14 protein-coding genes are annotated in these 19,280 nt (G+C 32.5%); 3 read left to right on the top strand and 11 right to left on the bottom strand.

Annotated features, from left to right (window positions below; genetic code table 11):
- Nucleotides 1-132 precede the first annotated feature (132 nt).
- Together ABEB23_RS04315 and ABEB23_RS04320 are read right to left on the bottom strand one after the other, a co-directional pair.
- Nucleotides 133-993: a helix-turn-helix domain-containing protein gene (locus tag ABEB23_RS04315; RefSeq protein WP_348811169.1), complete on the bottom strand. Its 861-nt coding sequence runs from the start codon at nt 991-993 to the stop codon at nt 133-135.
- 702 nt (nt 994-1,695) lie between these two features.
- Nucleotides 1,696-3,405 carry an arylsulfatase gene (locus tag ABEB23_RS04320; protein ID WP_348811170.1) on the bottom strand — a complete coding sequence of 570 codons (1,710 nt, stop codon included), beginning with the start codon at nt 3,403-3,405 and terminating at the stop codon, nt 1,696-1,698.
- Between the two features lie 398 nt (nt 3,406-3,803).
- Between ABEB23_RS04320 and ABEB23_RS04325 the strand changes: the two genes are divergently transcribed.
- The gene (locus ABEB23_RS04325; RefSeq protein ID WP_348811171.1) at nt 3,804-3,974 is read left to right on the top strand and encodes a hypothetical protein; all 171 of its coding nucleotides are present in this window, start codon (nt 3,804-3,806) and stop codon (nt 3,972-3,974) included.
- A gap of 227 nt (nt 3,975-4,201) precedes the next feature.
- Here ABEB23_RS04325 and ABEB23_RS04330 read toward each other — a convergent pair whose 3' ends face one another.
- The 8 genes from ABEB23_RS04330 to ABEB23_RS04365 form a co-directional block, all read right to left on the bottom strand.
- The gene (locus tag ABEB23_RS04330; protein ID WP_348811172.1) at nt 4,202-4,450 is read right to left on the bottom strand and encodes a hypothetical protein; all 249 of its coding nucleotides are present in this window, start codon (nt 4,448-4,450) and stop codon (nt 4,202-4,204) included.
- A gap of 8 nt (nt 4,451-4,458) precedes the next feature.
- Nucleotides 4,459-5,166 carry a tetratricopeptide repeat protein gene (locus ABEB23_RS04335; RefSeq protein WP_348811174.1) on the bottom strand — a complete coding sequence of 236 codons (708 nt, stop codon included), beginning with the start codon at nt 5,164-5,166 and terminating at the stop codon, nt 4,459-4,461.
- A 22-nt stretch (nt 5,167-5,188) separates the two neighbouring features.
- A complete protein-coding gene (locus tag ABEB23_RS04340; protein WP_348811175.1) occupies nt 5,189-5,380 on the bottom strand; it encodes a hypothetical protein in 192 nt (63 codons plus the stop codon).
- A gap of 524 nt (nt 5,381-5,904) precedes the next feature.
- Nucleotides 5,905-7,209 (bottom strand): TolC family protein, encoded by a 1,305-nt coding sequence (locus ABEB23_RS04345; RefSeq protein WP_348811177.1) that lies wholly within the window; start codon nt 7,207-7,209, stop codon nt 5,905-5,907.
- Nucleotides 7,202-9,613, bottom strand: coding sequence for an ABC transporter permease (locus tag ABEB23_RS04350; RefSeq protein ID WP_348811178.1), 2,412 nt, complete (start codon nt 9,611-9,613; stop codon nt 7,202-7,204). The genes ABEB23_RS04345 and ABEB23_RS04350 overlap by 8 nt, the downstream gene beginning before the upstream one ends.
- A gap of 45 nt (nt 9,614-9,658) precedes the next feature.
- Entirely contained in the window at nt 9,659-12,088 is a 2,430-nt protein-coding gene (locus tag ABEB23_RS04355; protein WP_348811180.1) for an ABC transporter permease, read from the bottom strand.
- 13 nt (nt 12,089-12,101) lie between these two features.
- Nucleotides 12,102-12,806 carry an ABC transporter ATP-binding protein gene (locus ABEB23_RS04360; RefSeq protein ID WP_348811181.1) on the bottom strand — a complete coding sequence of 235 codons (705 nt, stop codon included), beginning with the start codon at nt 12,804-12,806 and terminating at the stop codon, nt 12,102-12,104.
- An 81-nt stretch (nt 12,807-12,887) separates the two neighbouring features.
- Nucleotides 12,888-14,126 carry an efflux RND transporter periplasmic adaptor subunit gene (locus ABEB23_RS04365; protein ID WP_348811182.1) on the bottom strand — a complete coding sequence of 413 codons (1,239 nt, stop codon included), beginning with the start codon at nt 14,124-14,126 and terminating at the stop codon, nt 12,888-12,890.
- 140 nt (nt 14,127-14,266) lie between these two features.
- On the opposite strand from ABEB23_RS04365, the gene ABEB23_RS04370 reads away from it, so the two are divergent.
- Nucleotides 14,267-15,616, top strand: a complete 1,350-nt coding sequence (locus tag ABEB23_RS04370) for a sigma-54-dependent transcriptional regulator (protein WP_348811183.1) — start codon at nt 14,267-14,269, stop codon at nt 15,614-15,616.
- A gap of 178 nt (nt 15,617-15,794) precedes the next feature.
- Entirely contained in the window at nt 15,795-16,952 is a 1,158-nt protein-coding gene (locus tag ABEB23_RS04375) for a sensor histidine kinase (RefSeq protein ID WP_348811184.1), read from the top strand.
- Between the two features lie 292 nt (nt 16,953-17,244).
- Here the strand turns inward: ABEB23_RS04375 and ABEB23_RS04380 are convergent, their stop codons facing one another.
- Nucleotides 17,245-19,278, bottom strand: coding sequence for a tetratricopeptide repeat-containing sensor histidine kinase (locus ABEB23_RS04380; RefSeq protein ID WP_348811185.1), 2,034 nt, complete (start codon nt 19,276-19,278; stop codon nt 17,245-17,247).
- Nucleotides 19,279-19,280: the final 2 nt, after the last annotated feature.

Below are 19,280 nucleotides of genomic sequence, written 5' to 3' on the forward strand. Positions count from 1 at the left end.
TTATAATGTTTTTAATTACTATGCAAAATTATAATGAAGCAAGCCGTGAGACGGAAACTGATTACTACCAAAAAAGAGACATTTTACTGATTACAATGAAAAACGCCTTTAACAAGGCGTTTTTCATTGTAATTATTTTTTTTCGAGTGCTTGTAATCTGTATTCTTTTGGAGTAAGATTTACTTGTTTTTTGAAGAATTTTGAAAAGTAGTTTGGGTATTCAAAACCCAATTCGTATGCGACTTCTGAGGTGTTTAGTTTTTTGTTTTCTACTAATAACTCTTTTGCTCTTTTGATTATAAAATCGTGAATATTTTCGAGTGCAGATTTGTTAGTGAAATGTTTAACAATGTCGCCTAAATAATTGGCGGTTAAGCCTAATTTATCAGCGAAATGTTGAACGTTTGGAAGTTGTGAAACAGGCTGATTATAATAATCTTTAATACTTTGTTGGAAGTCGGTTACGATACGGTTATACTCTTTTGGGTCAGTAGAAAATTGTCTTTTATAAAATGCTTCCACTAATGAAATTAACACATTTACATACGATAATAATACATTGTAATTTCGTTTTTCACTTTCGTAATATTTCATCATTAATTTGAAAACAGCTTCTATTTCTTGCACTTCTTCATCGGTTAAATACAAAGCTTCGTGTTGTCCGTAGTCAAGATAGGTTTTGAACAAATAGCGATTTTGTTCAATTATTTTTTTAGAAAGTTGCAGATACATTCCATTATAAGTTGGGTCAACATCCCAACCAACAGCTATTTTCGGACTATTGAAAAATACTGCATTGATTGGTTTTGTGTTAAGATTAGATTTATCCTTATATCCAATTTTTATTGAAATTCTATAAAAGTCAACAGCTACCGGTTCTGATTTTAAAAGTTGTGTTGGCGGGTCATAATATCCAACGTCAATATCGCTGTCCAATGGTTTGGGCAATTTGAGATATTCGTTATATGTTTTGAATTCTGTGAATATTTTCATTTTACAAAGTAAAAATATTATTAAAGCGTAAAATTATAAAGAGTTGAAATGTTTAGAGGAAACAATCTACTATAAAAGTAGAAACAAATTACTTATTGAGTAATATTTTTTCATTAGTGTCTTTTTGCAGTATCGTAATGAAAATGACTGGCAACATTCTGGTACTACAACGGGTTTGGGATTAAATTAAGCCCTATTTTCGGATTTGCCACCCGAGCGATAGCGAACAGGCGAAGCAAATCATCCCAACTACAAGACCAACTTTCCATTAAGCCAAATGCCCAAATCCGTTATAGTAGCTGTTAGGTACAGGCTATTTATCACCATCAATAGCGGAGATAGCCGTTCCAAACAATTAGAGCCGCCTGTTCCTCCTTTTCAATATTGATATTGCCGTCATCCGTAAACTGGATAATGCCATGGTACAGCTGAATTATTTACAAATAAAACAGGATATACAGGATATCAGTCACTCTGAAATGGAACGGCTATTGAATGGTCCGGCACTGGCTTATTTGATGATTAAGAAATAAATCGTGACATCCAAACAAGTGAACAATGATGCGCCAGTTCATGCCAAGTAATACGACGCGTTTCAGCACGCTGACTGCAATATTACAATAGTTTCCAGTAAAATGATTGCCACAGTTTTTGCAGGTTATTAGGATGAATTGATTCATATAAAATTTATAACTTTAACCCCTAGTCCTTTTCTTTAATAGCAGCACTTTTCCTATAAATAGTATCAAAATGTCCGTGATGGTCATGCACTTCATTCACCCGCGCATAATCATTCCATTTACTGATCAATTTCTTTTTGACATCGGGATATTTCGCCGAGAGGTCGGTGGTTTCAGCAGGATCCTTTTCAAGGTCATACAGTTGCCATACTCCTACCCCCATAGGTTGAGGAAGCCTCAGTATTTTCCATTTACCCTTAATGTAGGCTTTCATTTCAAAAAGTTCCCATCCCATTCCGTCATTTGAATGCACCGAGACAGAATCGCCATTTAACACAGGCAACAGCGACTTGCCGATGTAAGGATGAATAGCTTTACCTTTGTATTTTTGTGGATAAGCCACGCCTGCAAGTTCAAGTACGGTTGGCATTACATCGGTAACATGGGCAAAACTTCGATTCCACTGCCCGGAATTCTTTGTTTGTCGCGGCATTTTTATGAGCAAGGGTGCTTTGATGCCGCCTTCTGTCGTGAAACTTTTAAACAACCTGAAAGGGGATGAAGACATCTGAGCCCAACCAGGTCCCATCTCCACATAAGAATTTCGTAAGCCGCGATTTTCCATTTTATTATTGAACGAACCCAAATACTTACCATCTTCATTTCCGGGGTAAAACGTTGCCATCTGACCATTAGCGCCATTGTCTGACATGAAAACAATCATAGTGTTGTCATACAATCCTTGTTTCTTTAAATAATCAAACAAGCGACCTATGCTCATATCCATGTAATCAAGCATAGCAGCATACACTTCCATGTCTCTGGCAAAATCTTCTTTTTGTTCATGGCTAAGTGTTTCCCATTTCGGGACGGCTGGGTTCTTTGAGAATTTGCTCAAATTTTTCGGCACAATTCCCAACGCTTTCAAATTGTTGAGCCTTTGCACCCAAAGCGAATCCCAACCCATGTTGAAATTGCCTTTATATTTCTCTATGTATTCTTTTGGCGCATGAAGCGGGTCATGAACGGCGGTATAGGATAGGTAAGCAAAGAAAGGCTTTTGGTCCGATTTGTTTTTATCAATGAATTCTATCATCGAATCGGTGTAGTTTTTTGTGGAATAGAAATCCTGCGAAGGCTCAACAGCTTTTCCGTTTCTCGTGTAATTCATTTTTTGCTGCAGTGACAACGCTTTCTTGTCGTTCCAATGACTTCCGCCACCTGAGCCTAGAATAAAAGTTTCTTCAAATCCACGGTCGAAAGGATCTTTACCCCGGCCTTCGCCTAAATGCCACTTACCGGCCATATAAGTATGATAACCATTATCACGCAACAGCTCGGGAATGGTAATCACCTGGTCACTAAGATGACCCGAATAGCCAGGAAGATGTAGGTTGTGCAATGCGGGATAATCACCCTCTCCCATTATTCCCAATCCCGCAACATGGTTGTCATTTCCCGTGAGTAAGGACGAGCGTGTGGGCGAGCAAGTAGGCTGCACATAAAAGTTTGAAAAGGATAAACCTTCCTTTGCCAATTTCGACAGCACTGGCGTTTGAATATTACCTCCGAAAGACGCTATATCGCTATATCCCAAATCATCTGCAACGATGAGAAGGATATTGGGTTTAGGGGATTCTGTTTGTGTTTCTTCTTTTTGTTGCGCCTTTTTGCAGCTGAAAGAAAATGCTACTATAGCAATGATTAATAGAAAATTAATTTTGATTTTCATTTTTTTTATTTTTTATTTGTTTCCTATCGAATTACAAAACATCATTAAAAATCAATCAATTACACTCAAATTTAAAAAAAAAATTTACATTTTATCGTTTGGGTACGAAATTATTTTTTCTATATTAAAAAAGCAACTTTGTAATTCCAGACATAATGTTTTTCTTGTACTTCTTGTAAACATTCATTCTGAAATGGAACGGCTATTGAATGATCCGGGGCTGGCTTATTTAGTGGTGAAGAAGTGAAATATTAATTTTTTAAAGGTAAATTATTAGTTCATTATCTGGGTTTTAAAAACGCAATCCAAAATGCTTATTTCAATTTCATTACTATCACACATTATCAATAATCAAGCATTCATTTATACTAACAAGCAAACACAAATTGAAGTTCAATTTGAAAAAGAAACTTTTTTGCTATCAATTAAATCAAGTTTTTAGCGGCAAAGATCCGTACCTCAAAAACATCAACAATGCTTTTAAAGAAGATGATTTGGATAAAAATACCATTGTTGAAAAAATCCATATTGCAAATTCAGATAAAAAAGTTTTATTTTTTGCCTGTTAATTTGGTGGCAGTAAAATGTAAATTTTAAAATCAGTTCCAATCTAAAGAAAATAATAAATCTTGAAAATGATTTAATATTACTAAATAATCCAAATTGAAAAGTAGCTGATTTATCATTAACAAAAATCAACATTGGACAAAGAATATTCTATATTTCAAAAGTAAAGAATCGTCTCAAAAATACTATAAGCTCCCTTAATCGCCAGCCTATAGCATTTAATTTTTTCCTATTCTAAATCCAAAACCTCATTAATCTGGTCCAATATGTTGGTTTGATTGGGCGAAATATGGTTTTTTACCTCGGTAACATTTTCTTTCCTAAAAAGTAAGTCTAAGGCCGTGTATAGCTTTAATAATACATCTCTATCCTCTTTCTCTATATCAACAGCTTTATTAAAATCAAAAATATAGTTATTAGAATTTCGAACTTCGATTTTAATTGTTTTAGGCGTGATTTTAAATTTTACTATATCCATATAAAAGATTAATTACAATACTTTTTTATCGCATCGTGAGCCTCTTCAACACCTAGTTTTTCAGCTTTACTAAAATCCAAACATCCATCGATTTTTTCCTTTACTTCTATTTTGCAAAGTCCTCTATTATAATACGCACCACCCCATTTAGAATACATCTCAATAACCTTGGTATAATCCAAAATAGCCCCATTGTAATCCTTTAATTTAGCCTTTGATTGTCCTATGTAGTAAAATATTCCGATATCGTCAGGTTTAATCTCTAGAACTTTATTATAATCTGCAAGTGCTCCTCGGTAATTTTTTGATAAAGATTTTGAAATTCCTCTTAATCGGTAAGCATCGGTATTATTCGGATTAATCATTATAGCTTTCGTATAATCTGAAATAGCCCCGTTGTAATCCCCTAATTCTTCCTTTGATTGTCCTCTGCCCAGATAGGCGTCACCCCAATTAGGATAAATCTCAATACATCTAGTAAAATCGATAATAGCTCCTTTGTAATCTTTAATTTGATTCTTTGTATTTGCTCTGTTGGAATACGAATATTTATTATTAGGTTCAATCTCAATTGCCTTAGAATAATCTGCAATAGCTCCTTTGTAGTCTCCTATCCTCCCTTTTGAAATCCCGCTACTATTATAATCTTCAGCTGATTGGCTATACCCTAATAAACTTGTAAGTAAAACAATAAAACTTATAATTTTTTTTTTCATATTTAAAATTTTTGGCATTCCCTTAATTTCTCCGTAGTTCCTCACCTGACACACGAAGTGTTGTGTTCCCTAAGTATTTTTTTGGACGATCGTTACATGCCGCATTTGCTTCTTTTCCTTTGGACCCAATTTGAGAAGTCTTGCTAAATTTTCCTTTTAATTCTTCAGTTATCCCATTACTGGAGCTTACTCCCCTTATGGTCTTGGTTTCCACCAGAAACTAATTTAGTCCAGCCCGATGAACCAAATATATCAATGGGTCACTTGCTGCGATTTTTTATTTGTTTATTTTCTAACCTAAACAAAGCGCTTCAAAAATTTTAAATTCTGAAATAATTGTATTTTATTTTTAACGATTCTTATCTACAAATGTAAACTAAATCCAACATTCTAAACAAGGAATACTGCAAGGTTATGCCGATGAAAGTCATTTTATCAGAGATTTAAATCTTTCGCAAAAATAGTATCGGATTATTAATGTTTTAATTTCTAGCAGATTGAAATGCTTCTTAGTATTTTTACGTAAGTATAAAATTGTCCTCCGAAATTCAAGAATTTTACAAAAAAGTAAAAAAAAAACTTCTTAATTTCTTGAGAAGTTTTGTGGTCCTTACGAACCTGTTTATGAACCATTTTTTTGCTGGATTTAAAGAAGTTAGCATTACAAACGTAATGATTTAAGATAGCTCCTTAGCTTCTAAAGGTTACATCCATATTTCATCAAAGTTATGTCCCATCCTACAAGCTATCATTTTTCAATAAATTTATTTTCAAGTCAATATATTGCAGTTGAAGATTGTTTTTCAAAACTTCATATTCAGCCGAAAGAAATTGATTTTTCACGGAAGAATATACAATCGCTTCTACTTTTCCGCTTGTAAATTTGGCTTGTGTAGTAACTAGAGAGGCTTTGGCATATTCCAGCTTTTCTCTCCATTTATTCTGAATTTGCAAATAGTTCTTTTTGTTTTGTTCTTCCAATGCCACTTGTTTGTCTAGCTGTTGTTTTTCCTGTACTATAGCTAATTTTGTTTTTTCACTTTCAATTTTCGATGCATCAATTTTTTTGTTATTTCTAAAGCCATTAAAAATAGGGACATTCAACTGGATGCCCACTTGCTGGCTTTTATTGTCGGCCATTTGATTTTGAAAGCTATCAGTGTTTGCGTTTTCCTGACTCAGCGTTCTATAATAAAAAGTAGAAAATCCATAATAGGCAAACAATACAGGCAAATTATCAGCTCTTTCCAAGCCTATCGATTTTAAACTGCTCTGATAGTTAAGTTCCGCAAACTTTATTTTAGGATTATAGGCAGTACTTTCAACAGTATCAATTGTTCTTTCTTTCAAATAAGGTTCCAAAATCACTTCATCAGTTGAAACATCCATAACATTCATCAGTTGTAACAACTGTGTTTTTTTTATTCCGTATAACTGTTCGGTTTCTAAATTTCGGTTTTCTTCTTCTGAAAAGCTTAATTGCATATCATACAAATCACTTTGAGGCTTACTCCCAATGGCGACTTCCTTTGTTACTCTATCCAAGTTGAAAGATGCCTGCTTGAGTTGCTCTTTTTGGATTTTCAATAATTCCTGTGTATAAAGTGCTTGATAGTAGCTTTCCAAAATCTGCAGTTTATATTCATTTTCTATAACTTCTTTTTCGGCTTTGGCTAATTCAATATTGATTTTATCCTTTTTGGCATTTGCAAAAGCATTAAAATCAATCAAATTTGTTCTGGCGTTGAGATAGAAATTATCATTTTGAATATTAGAACTGACCCTACCGTTAGTCGAAGGATCAATAGTAGATCCAAAATTATACGCTTGTTCTCCATATAAATTGACAACAGGCAACATCCGGTTTAAAACGGAGTTTTGCGACTTCTGTGTCCTTATTATTTCGAGCTGTCTAATTTTGATTTCGATATTATTCTGCAAAGCCATTTTCATGCACTTTGTAAGCGACCAAGGATTTCCCTGACCGCTTGCCAAAGCACAAAATGCTAAAAAGACAATCGTTAAAGCGATTCTTCTATTCATATTTCAAATATTTCAAAACGTCTGTTTTTGTGGCCTGATATGCCCTTGAAAGTACAATGATCAGCGTAAGCGTAAGTAATAGGATGAATCCGAAAACGAAAGGAAGCAAGCTCATTTCTATCCTGAAAGCGAAATTTTCAAGCCATTTGTCCAATAAATAATACACTGGAAACAAAGCAATTACAAAACCTGTTATACAATAGAAAATGTACTGTTTTGATAACTCTTTCAATAAAACATTCGTTTCCGCACCAAGCGTTTTTCGAATAGCAATTTCTTTCATTCGTCTTTGTATCGAATAAGAAGCCAGAGCGAACAGCCCGAAAATTGCTATACCAATCACCACTATATTCAGTAATGAAAAAAGGTTCTTTTGTTTTACATAACTTTCATAGGTTCTGGCATACTGCTTATCTACGAAATCATATTTAAAAGGATATTCGGTATCAACAGTTGTCCAAAATTTCTCGATATCGGCTATAGTATTTTCGACATCATCCGATTTTAGTTTTATATAAACCTTGCTTATATTTTGAGCTATCCCTACAGTTTTAGGATGATAGAAAGCCATCGGAGACACTTCAATCTCGGGACTTAGTAAGTTAAAATCTTTAATAACTCCAACCACTTTTAGCTTTCGATTTCTAATGCTAATTTCCTGGCCAATTGCATCTTTCATACCTAATAATTTTTCTGCTTTTTCATTAATTATAGCAGAACTAATCGTGTCCGAAGTATATTTAGGATCTAAATTCCTGCCTTTTTTTAATTTTATTTTCATCATTTGCAGAAAATTATAATCTATTGCAACCGTACGGACTTTGAATAATACGTCCTTGTATAATAAAGGTCCTAACGACTTATCCGAACCATCAAAAGACATAAGAGCTGTTGAAATGCCTTCTACTCCATTTATTTTGGCTAATTCTTGTTGGATAGTTTTGTATTTGTTGTAAATATTTTGTCCGGGATTTTCTACTTCATAATCTGAATTTGGAAAATTTAAGGGTATTACAATAACCTGATTTCCTATAAAACCCAAATCTCTATTGCTTATAAATTTTACCTGTTGGTACACAATGTAAGATCCAACGATGAAAAACGTTGCGATTGCAAACTGAAAAATCAACATTCCGTTGCGTAGCCAAACACCGCTTTTGCTTCTTCCAAAATTCCCTTTTAACACTTTTAGCATTTCAAAATTAGAAACATAAACTGCCGGAAATACACCTGCAACCAAAATAGTAATGATTAGAATCAGAATTAATTCTATATAAAATTGACTACCAACAATCATTAAGTTTTTGCCTAGAAAATCATTGTAATATGGCAATGTCAATTCTACAATGACCAAAGCCAATAAGATTGAAAATGAACTAATCAAGATGGTTTCAAAAATGAATTGGGCAACTATATCACCTTTTGATGCGCCCACAATTTTGCGTATACCCACTTCTTTGGCACGTTTTATAGCATTGGCTGTAGCCAAATTGATATAATTGACAATTGATAAAATGAGAATTAAAACGGACAATCCCGCCATAATCAGCAAAAACTGATAATTACCTCTGCCTTCAGGATATCCATCCATTGCTGAATGTAATCTTGCTTTTGAGAGTGGTTCCAAGAAAACAGCAAAATGCCCAAGTTTCTTCGTCATTTCCTCTGGAGTAAAACCGGCTTCTTTTGCATTTTTCACTATACCTTCCTCATAATATGCTTTTTCCAACATCTTTCTGGTAGCTTCCGCTTTCAAAGGATTTTTCAGTTTTAAAAGAATTTTTAATGAAAATAGACCTTCATATTTTTCCGGCTCTTTCATTCGGTTGATTACAACATTTGGAGCAATAGATGAATTACCTGGAATGCGATATACGGCGCGAACAGTAAACATAGAATTAAAGCAATTAATTTGCTTGCCAATTGGGTTTTCATTACCAAAGACTCTTTTAGCAAGGTCTTCAGAAATGGCTATTCCTGAATCATCTTTCAATGCTGAAATTGCATTCCCGTGAATAATTTTAAAAGGAAAGAGAGAAAAAAAACTACTTTCTGCATTAATGATTTTATCTACTAAAGTTTTCTTTCCGTTGTAAATAATTTTATCGTTTTGATACCAATCGTCTGCAAAAACTATCGTTTCAACATTAGAATCTCTTTCTAAATAAGGTTTCAATCGCACTGGATGTTCTGCCATAACCGGCATATCAGTCAATTGAACCAATACCTGATAGACATTGTCCTTTCCCGGATTCCAAGAATTGTAACTTTGTTCGTCATTCCAATACAGTAACGCGAAAATTAAACCTGCAATTCCTATTGCCAATCCCAACACATTGAGAAATGAAAACAGTTTGTTTTGTTTTAAATGGTAAATAAATATTTTTATATAGTTTACTAACATAGTTTAGATTTAGGTTAATTGGAAGTAGATGTGAATTCTTTGTGCTTATTCATATTTCAAATATTTTAAAACATCAACCCTTGTAGCTTGATATGCTCTTGAAAGTACTACCAATAGTGTTAATGACAGTAAGGCTACAAACCCAATTATAAAGGGATAGATTGAAATTTCAATTCGATAAGCGAAATTCTCTAGCCATTTGTTGAGTAAATAATAGGCAGGAAATAGAGCAATTAGAAATCCAATCCCACAAAACAAAATGTATTGCTTGGATAATTCTTTAAGCAAAACATTGGTTTCAGCACCTAGTGTTTTTCTAATCGCGATTTCTTTCATACGTCTTTGGATTGAATAGGAAGCCAAAGCGAATAACCCGAAAAGAGCAATGATAATCACAATGACATTTAGTAAAGAGAAAAGATTTTTTTGCTTTACGTATGTTTTGTAGGTTCGCATATAACTTTTATCAATAAAATCATATTGAAATGGATAATCTGAATCGACATTTTTAGTCCAGAATTTTTCAATATCTGCAATAGTCTGCTCTGTATTTTCAGTTTTCACTTTTACGTAGATATGTTGAATGTTTCCAATCATCCACCCAATTGTTTTGAAGTGAAAAAAGACCATTGGAGGTACTTTTCCTTGTGGATTATAAAGGCTGAAGTCTTTTACGACACCAATAATTTTGAGTTTGTTACCATTCCAATCGACAATTTTACCAATTGGATTTTTCTCGTTCATTATCTTCAAAGCTGTTTCATTGACCATCATCGAATTTATAGTATCTGAAGCAATTTTTGGATCCATATAACGGCCTTGTGCCATTTCAATTTTCATCATTTCAAGCATACCAAAATCAACTGCCAAATTTTGACCTTGAATATTATTGCCCTTATAACTAAAACTCGAAGAAGAATCATTTCCTCCACCAAATTTGAATGCTCCTGTTGCTACTTGCTCTACTCCTTTTATTTTTGAAATTTCATTTTTGATAGTTATGTATCGATCAAATATCTGTTGTTCTGAATTTTTTGCATTGCGGATGGCTTCCGGTTTGTAATAAAAAATTTCTAAAACCTGTTCCCCTGAAAATCCTAAGTTTTTATTGGCTAGATAGCGTACTTGCTCGTATACAATATAAGAACCGATAATAAAGAAGGAAGCAATGCTAAATTGTAGAATTAACATTCCGTTCCGAAGCCAGACACCACTTTTATTTCTACCAAAATTCCCTTTCAATACTTTTAAAGTTTCAAAATTAGATACATATATCGCTGGAAAAACGCCTGCACAAATTACAGTAATTATAAAAATGAATATAGTTTGGAGATAAAATTGGTTACCATAAATGATTAAATTTTTATCTAAAAACTCATTATAATAGGGTAATGACAGTTCAACAATAACTAATGCCAGCAAAATAGAAATCGAAACAGTAATTATAGTTTCAAACAAAAACTGCTTGATTATTTCAGCTTTTGAAGCACCAACAATTTTTCGCACACCTACTTCTTTGGCTCGGCGAATAGCATTTGCGGTTGCCAGATTTATATAGTTGACTATAGATAATATCAAAATTAAAATAGACAATCCAACCATTATCAGTAGAAATTGGTAGTTCCCATTCCCTTCAGGCATTCCTTGACCTTTAGAGTGTAATCTGGAAACTGAAAGAGGTTCCAATATGAAATTAAAATGACCATATTTTGATTCAAATTCTTTTGGACTGATTCCTTCTCCTTTTGCTTCTTTAACTATTTTATTTTGATAGTAAATGGAAGTGATTTTTTTCGAAATTTCATTCGCTTTTGAAGGGTCTTTTAACTTGATAAACCAACCATTATTAAAATTTCCCCAATTGTCTTTATCTAGATCAATCCTTCTTTTCATATTGTTCACTACTGCATCAGGAGCAATCGATGAATTCTCTGTAATTTTATATACAGCGGTTACGGTTAGAATTTGATTTTCATATTGAATTTGTTTTCCGATTGGATTTTCACTTCCAAAAAATTGTATTGCCGTTTCTTTTTTCATAGCAATACTATTTTCATTTTGCAATACGGTTTTTGGATTTCCCTGAAGAAAATCAAAAGGAAAAAAATCAAAGAAATCATTTTGAGCGTTAAACAATTTTTGAATAATTATTTTTTTGTCTTTATATTTATAAAGTGGGGATTCGTACCAATTTTCGCAGTACATCATCTTTTCAATATTAGGCTCATTTTTTAAGAATGGTTCAAAGGTAACTGGAGTATTTGCTCCTGCTACGTTCTCTCCAATATCGACCAAAACCTGAAAAACATTTCCTTTTTCAGGATTCCAATCATTGTAACTCTTCTCATCATTCCAATTCAGTAATGCAAAAATTAATCCCGCGATTCCAATACTCAAACCCAAAATGTTTAAAGCTGTAAAAAGCTTGTTATTTTTGATGTGGTATAAAAATATATTTGTCCAATTTTTTAACATAATTTCTTAGAGTTTATTGGCTTATCAGTACATCAACATTACGACTATTTGCTTTTTCAGAAAGGATTACTCCATCTTTCATATGAATAGTTTTTTGGGAAAAAGAAGCATCATAATCTGAGTGTGTAACCATCAAAATTGTAGCCCCGTTAGCATGCAAATCGGTAAGTAATTCCATCACTTCGTTTCCGCTTTTACTGTCCAAATTTCCTGTTGGTTCATCGGCAAGAATGATTTTGGGGTCGTTGATCAAAGCTCTGGCAACGGCAACACGTTGTTGTTGTCCTCCGGAAAGTTGCTGTGGATAATGTTTTAATCGATGTGAAAGCCCTAATCTATCGGCAATTACGGATACTTTTTTCTTTCTTTCAGATGAAGGAACTTTATTGTAAATCAATGGCAATTCGATATTGTCATATACTGATAGTTCATCAATCAAATTGAAATTCTGAAAAATGAATCCAATATTTTCTTTTCTGGCTTTTGATTTATCTTTTTCTTTAAGTCCTATCATTTCCTGATTTAGTAATTGATAACTCCCACTAGAAGTGCTGTCCAGTAATCCAACAATATTCAATAAAGTAGATTTTCCACTTCCTGAAGGTCCCATGATAGATACAAAATCACCTTCCTTGATGGTTAATGAAATTTCGCTTAATGCTTTAGTCTCTACTTCTTCTGTTCTAAATACTTTTGAAAGGTTTTTAATTTGAATCATAATATTATTCGTTTTTTGATTGATGATTTTTTATATAATTATTTATTTTCTCTTTATTCTTTAAGCTTGCTTATTTATTCTTTATTCGAAATTCAAAACTTCTACGTCCTTATAATCTTTATAGGATGAAGTAATTACTTGTTCATCAGCCTTCAATCCGCCAAGTACTTCATAATACAGTGGGTTTTCTCTCCCCAATTTGATTGTTCTTCTTTCTGCTTTGTTTCCGCTGACAACAAAAATCCATTTTCCACTGGTTTCTTCATAAAAACTTCCCTTTGAAAGAACTTTGGTTTTTGTTTTTTCAGACAGATTTAATTTCACCCCAAAACTCAACCCCTGCTTCAAATCCAGTTTTTCAGAGGAAACAAAATCTAATTCCACTTGAAACCTTCCGTTTTTAACCTCCGGAATTACTTTGGTTATTTGGACTTCAATGGTTTTGTTTTCAAAATCAACAGTCCCTTTTTGTTTCAAAGCAATTTTGTCCAAATAAAACTCATCAATATCAGCGACCAATTTATAACCTTTCCTATCATCAATAGAACCAATACTCGTGTTTTGTGCGTATGTTTTTCCCAATATTGGTTCGAATGAAGAAAGCCTTCCGGTAATAGGTGATGTGATTAGGAAATTCTTTTTGTTCGTTCTTAATATGTCCAAACTTTTGTTCATTATGGCAATCGATTGATTGAGTTGTCCAATCTGAATTTGATTTGCCAGTTTTTCTTTTTTGACACTTTGCTTAATAATATTCATGCGTTCCTTTTGAAAACGATAATTCTCCTTAGTCTTTTCCCATTCATTTTTAGAAAGTATTTCTTGTTCAAAAAGTTTCTTGTTCAAATCATATAAGTTTTTGGCATCCAAATAATCATGCTCTATTGCAATCAAGTCTTTTTCCAAATTCAACTCTTGATTTCTCAAATCGAGTTTGGCTTTATTCAAATTGTTGATTTGCTCAATGATGGCTGTTTCTTGTTGCATATAAGCCAATTCTGCATTAGGATTGTACAATCTTGCCAGCGGTTGCCCTTTTACAACCATATCTCCATTTTCGACAAATATTTCCTGAACTGCTCCGCCTTCAATGATATTAATTAGCATTGAATGTAAGGGAACCGCTTTTGCTTGAAAAGACATGAAATCTTCAAAAAAATTATTATCAACTGTCTTAATGGTGATTTCATCTCTCTTTATTGTAAGACTTCTTTTCTTGGTTGCCGAAGTAAAGATTAAATACCCAAAGATTAAGATAATTGGTAAACCGATTAAAAGATACTTATTTTTGTTAGTTTTACGTGTAATTGTGGTGTCCATTGCTGATAATTTGATAAGCCTAAAAGGATTATCGTGCCAGAAATTTAAACATCGTAATTTCCTTATTTTTAAGCTTTTATTTTTTGCCAAATTTTTAAAGTGTTCGATATTGAACACCTTTTGTCCGAAACCGAACAACAATGAAAAAGACCAATGCCTCTATATTAGTCATAGATGATCAAGAAGACATTCTTTTTGCTTCCAAAATGCTCCTTAAAAAACATTTTGAAAACATTTTTACACTTAATAATCCGAAAAATGTGATTGAATTATTGGCAAAAAACGTAATTGATGTCGTTTTGTTGGACATGAATTACAGAATAGGATTTGAGGACGGTAGAGAGGGGTTGTATTTATTAAAAGAAATAAAAACGCTTTCGCCAAAAACTGTTGTTATTCTGATGACTGCTTTTGGTAAGGTAGAAACTGCGGTTGAAGGTTTAAAAGCTGGCGCATTTGATTATATTTTAAAGCCTTGGGAAAATGAAAAATTGCTCAGCGTTGTAAAACAAGGTGTTGATAAAAGTCGGAAAGAACAAAAGAAACCAAATAATGTTGAGAGTATTGAAGAATTCTTTGTTGGTAATTCAGATGTTATAAAGAAGGCTTATTCTTTGGCAGATAAAGTGGCTAAAACAGATGCCAACGTTTTAATTCTTGGTGAAAACGGAACGGGTAAATTTGTTCTGTCGCATCATGTTCATCGTCAATCAGAGCGAAAAAATAGTCCCTTTATCCACGTTGATTTGGGTTCCTTGAATACCAATATTTTTGAGAGTGAATTATTTGGCTATGTCCAAGGAGCTTTTACTGATGCTAAAACTGATACGCCCGGACGTTTTGAAATGGCTCAAAACGGGACAATTTTTTTGGATGAAATAGGAAACGTTCCCTTGCATTTACAATCTAAACTTTTACAAGTTATTCAAACAAAAACAGTGACACGATTGGGAGAATCGAAAGCAAGGCCTTTGGATGTCCGAATCATAACGGCGACCAACCTGAATTTGAAGCAAGAAGTTGCCGATAAAAATTTTAGGGAAGATTTGTACTATCGTATCAATACTATGGAAATTGTGTTGCCTCCATTGCGGGAACGAAACGAAGATAAAATTCCTTTGGCACAGTATCTTTTGAAAAAAATGATTGATAAATATGGACATGATGAAATCACTTTCGACGAAAAAGCATTGGAACAAATAGCAAAACACGCTTGGAACGGTAATATCCGTGAAATGGAAAACAGAATAGAGCGTGCCGTGATTCTTTGCGAAAACAATCTCATTACTGTTTCCGATTTGGATTTGGAGAAAATCACTACTTACGAAGAAAATCAAGAAGATATTCAGCTCTCGGCTGTCGAAAAAACTGCTATCGAAAAAATACTCACTAAGAACAATAACAATATTAGTAAAACAGCTGAAGAGTTAGGGTTGTCAAGAGCATCATTATACCGACGCTTAGAAAAATATAATATTACCACCAACTAATATGTATAAATCCTTGAAAACATACCATCTCCTTTTTTTTAGATTAATGTTAATTCTTTCAAGTACTGGAATTTCAATTTTCCTTTTTCAAAAAGGATTAATTTTTTCGGCTATATTCGGTTTTCTTATAACTTTTCTATTCATTCTTGAAACGTATTTTTATCTAAAAAATGTCTTTTTGGTTTACGACAGAACAATTACCTCCATTTTGCAAAACGATTTTACATCAGATTTTTCAAAACATAAATCCTATCAAAACTATTCTACTTTATTCAAATTGTATGAAAATTTAAAAAACAAACAAAATGAACAAGTTTCAAAAGACATTGTTTACAGTTCTATTTTAAACAATATCGAAACAGGCATTATTATTCTTCAAAAAGGAGAAACTGACTGGAATATATTTTTGATGAATGATTATTTTTCGAAACATTTTGATGTTCCAAAAGTTTCCAAGTGGAACTATCTGAAAAATCATTTGCCTTCTCTATGCGAAATTATAGAAGAACAGGGTTTTCAGGAAATTAAAACATCATTAGAAATACGTGTTAATCAACAGGATACACAAACATTTGTAATACAAACTTCTAGGAGTCAAATTTTTAATCACGATTACTTTATTGTTTTGTTAGACTCGATTCAAAATGTCATAGAGAAAAAAGAGAAAGAGGCTTGGATTAATTTAATGAAAGTTATTTCCCATGAACTTTTGAATTCGATTACCCCTATTCGATCACTTTCCCAAAATCTACAGGACTTAGTTCAACAAGAAAATATTTCGGCAGAAGATTTAGATGATATGAAAACTAGCGTTGCCACAATGTTGAGGAGAAGTGATCATTTACAACAATTTGTAGAGAGTTACCGTAAACTAGCCATGCTGCCATCACCACAAAAGGAAAAAATTGAATTGTTAAAATTGATTGAAAATAGTTTACAGATTATGGCCCCTATCTTCAAAAAGGAACAAATAGTAGTCATAAACAATATTACTTTCGACCGCCGGCTAAATGTTGACTCTCTACAAATGGAACAGGTATTAATCAATCTCTTGACAAATTGTATTCATGCCTTAGCGGATACTGAAAAAAAACAGATTGAAATTTCAGCGGAAGTCAAAGAAATGAGAACTTTCATTATGATTACTGACAATGGAAATGGTGTTGAAAATGAGATAGAAAGCAAAATATTCTTGCCTTTTTTTACTACACGAAAAGAAGGTGCTGGAATTGGCCTCACATTATCCAAAAACATTGTGGAAGCTCACGGAGGTTATCTGGCTTATAGAAATACTGATGACACAACCACTTTTGTGATTTGTTTAGTTGATAATTGAATGGAATCCTTATGCCCTTTTTTACAAACCATTTTATGGAAGATCTAAAAAAAACCGATAAATTTTCCATTAAGGTGATCCATTAATTTTTGTAAAAAGGACAAAAAAACTTCTTAATTTCTTGAGAAGTTTTGTGGGCGATGAGGCGCTCGAACCATGACCCCCATTTGTACCTCTATTATCAAAATAGTTTAGGATTAATCAGTAAGGAATGATATTACGAATGATCTTGAAGTTTTAAAGAAGATCCAGAAACTACAAAACAATCAGCGGAACGCTTGTTGAATACTCATTAGGATAAGGTCTTAAGATTAAACACTACTTCAATTTTTGTTCCTTCCCCTATTTTTGATTCAATGTTAAATTGACCTTTTAAAGAATTCGCTCGTTCTTTCATATTATTTAATCCAATACCACCTTTTTTATTTTTAATATCAAATCCTTGTCCGTCATCAGTAATACTCAGTTTCAAAATATTGTTTTCTTTTTTCTGAATTTTTACCTTACAATTCTTTGCATTAGCATATTTGTTAACATTGAGAAGGGCCTCCTGAATGATACGGTATAAATTAATCTTATATATATTTTGAACAGTAGCCCATTCAAACATTCCGTTATTTACATATTTAAAATGCGTACTACTAAACTCTTTTTGATTTTCGACTAAACTTGTCAATAACACATTAAAATCATTACCATCAAAAAAAGAACCTCGACTTAAGTCATGCGATATCGTTCTAAGTTCACTCTCTATATTTTGTAATTCAGAAATATATACTTTTCTTTTCTCAATGGTTTTTTCGTCAATTAAAGAATTAAAAAAACCTAAATTCATTCGGACACCATAAATTTTATTCATGACGCCATCGTGTAGTTCTTTTGCTATTCTGGCCTTTTCATTATCCTTTGCGATATCAATTTTTTTATGTTGTTCGGTTAACAGTTCGTAAATTTCTTCATTAGCGCTTTGCTGCTTCTTAACAAACTGTAACTCTTTATTTCTATATTTTAAGTACCGTAAAACAATAATTATAATCAGTATTAAAACCAGCACAAATGAAATAATTAAAATATAAAAATTATTCTTGGTTAGAACTTTATTTTCATCCTCTATCCTTGATGTTTCATATTCAATTCTGGCATACTTATTATGAGCATTTTTTTGCACCAGATTAATACTATCACTTACTTTAATGTATTCATTTGCGTAAAATAACTGGTTTTTCTTATCTAATTCGGATAGCAATTTTAATGAAGCTAAAATTTCATTACTGTTCTTAATTTTAATGGCTAATTGATTCGCTTCTTTTAAATTTTGAATTGATTTATTAGTATCCTTTTGAGTTAAAAAATATTCTCCTAAATGTATCTTTTTATACAATATATCCGATGCAACCCCAATACTATCGACAATATGTAAGGATTCAAAAAACATGGATTCAACATTTTCATACTCCTTATTTTTCATCTTAGAATAAGCCAGATTGCTTAAGACATTTGCATACAGACTAGGTGCTCTCTTTTTTAAATCTTCTGAAAGCAAACTTTCTAATTTTTCTATAGACTTCGAGTACTCTCCCTTTAGATCATACAAATTGCATATATTAATAACAGAACTTACAGTATAATTATTTATTTCATCTTTGTTTTTACCATTACTTTTTATTTTTTCTAAATCACTTAATGCTAAATTATGATAACGCAAGGCTTCGTCATAATTAACTAATTTTTCTAAACAATTTCCCATCAATGAATTACAGAAATAAATCAAGCGGTGATCGGTAGAGTTTTTTAAATATTGTAAGGCTTTAGAAATTTCAACTTCACATTCTACATAATTTCCATCAAAAAATAAAACATAGGCTTTATTGTATAACATTCTGCCTAAATTATCATAATCACGCATTTTATGATATATTTTTTCTGCCTGCAAATAGTAAAAGTAAGCGCTATCACTTTTTGAGTTTTGATAACAATCACCCACATAAAATAAAGCTTTCGAAATTCGGACACTATCTTTAGCCTGCTTGGATAGCCGTAAAGCCTTTAGACTGAAAGATAACGATTTTTCTAAATTATTGATGTAATAATATTCTGTTGCGACTTTTAAGTAGCTCTCTCTGACAACAGAATCATTCTCTTTGGATTGTAATAAATCACCTATTGAATCTAAATATTGCTCTTTTTTATTTTTTTCTAAACCTTCTAAAAAATTTTTATCAAATAAAATAGTATTGTTTTTTATAGAAGCATCCGAATCATTCTTTTGACATGAAAAAAAAAAGAACAGCAGAAGCAAACAGATTATTTTAGGAAGATCATTCAAAA

The organism is Flavobacterium maritimum (assembly GCF_040049085.1).
Taxonomy (GTDB): Bacteria; Bacteroidota; Bacteroidia; order Flavobacteriales; family Flavobacteriaceae; genus Flavobacterium; species Flavobacterium maritimum.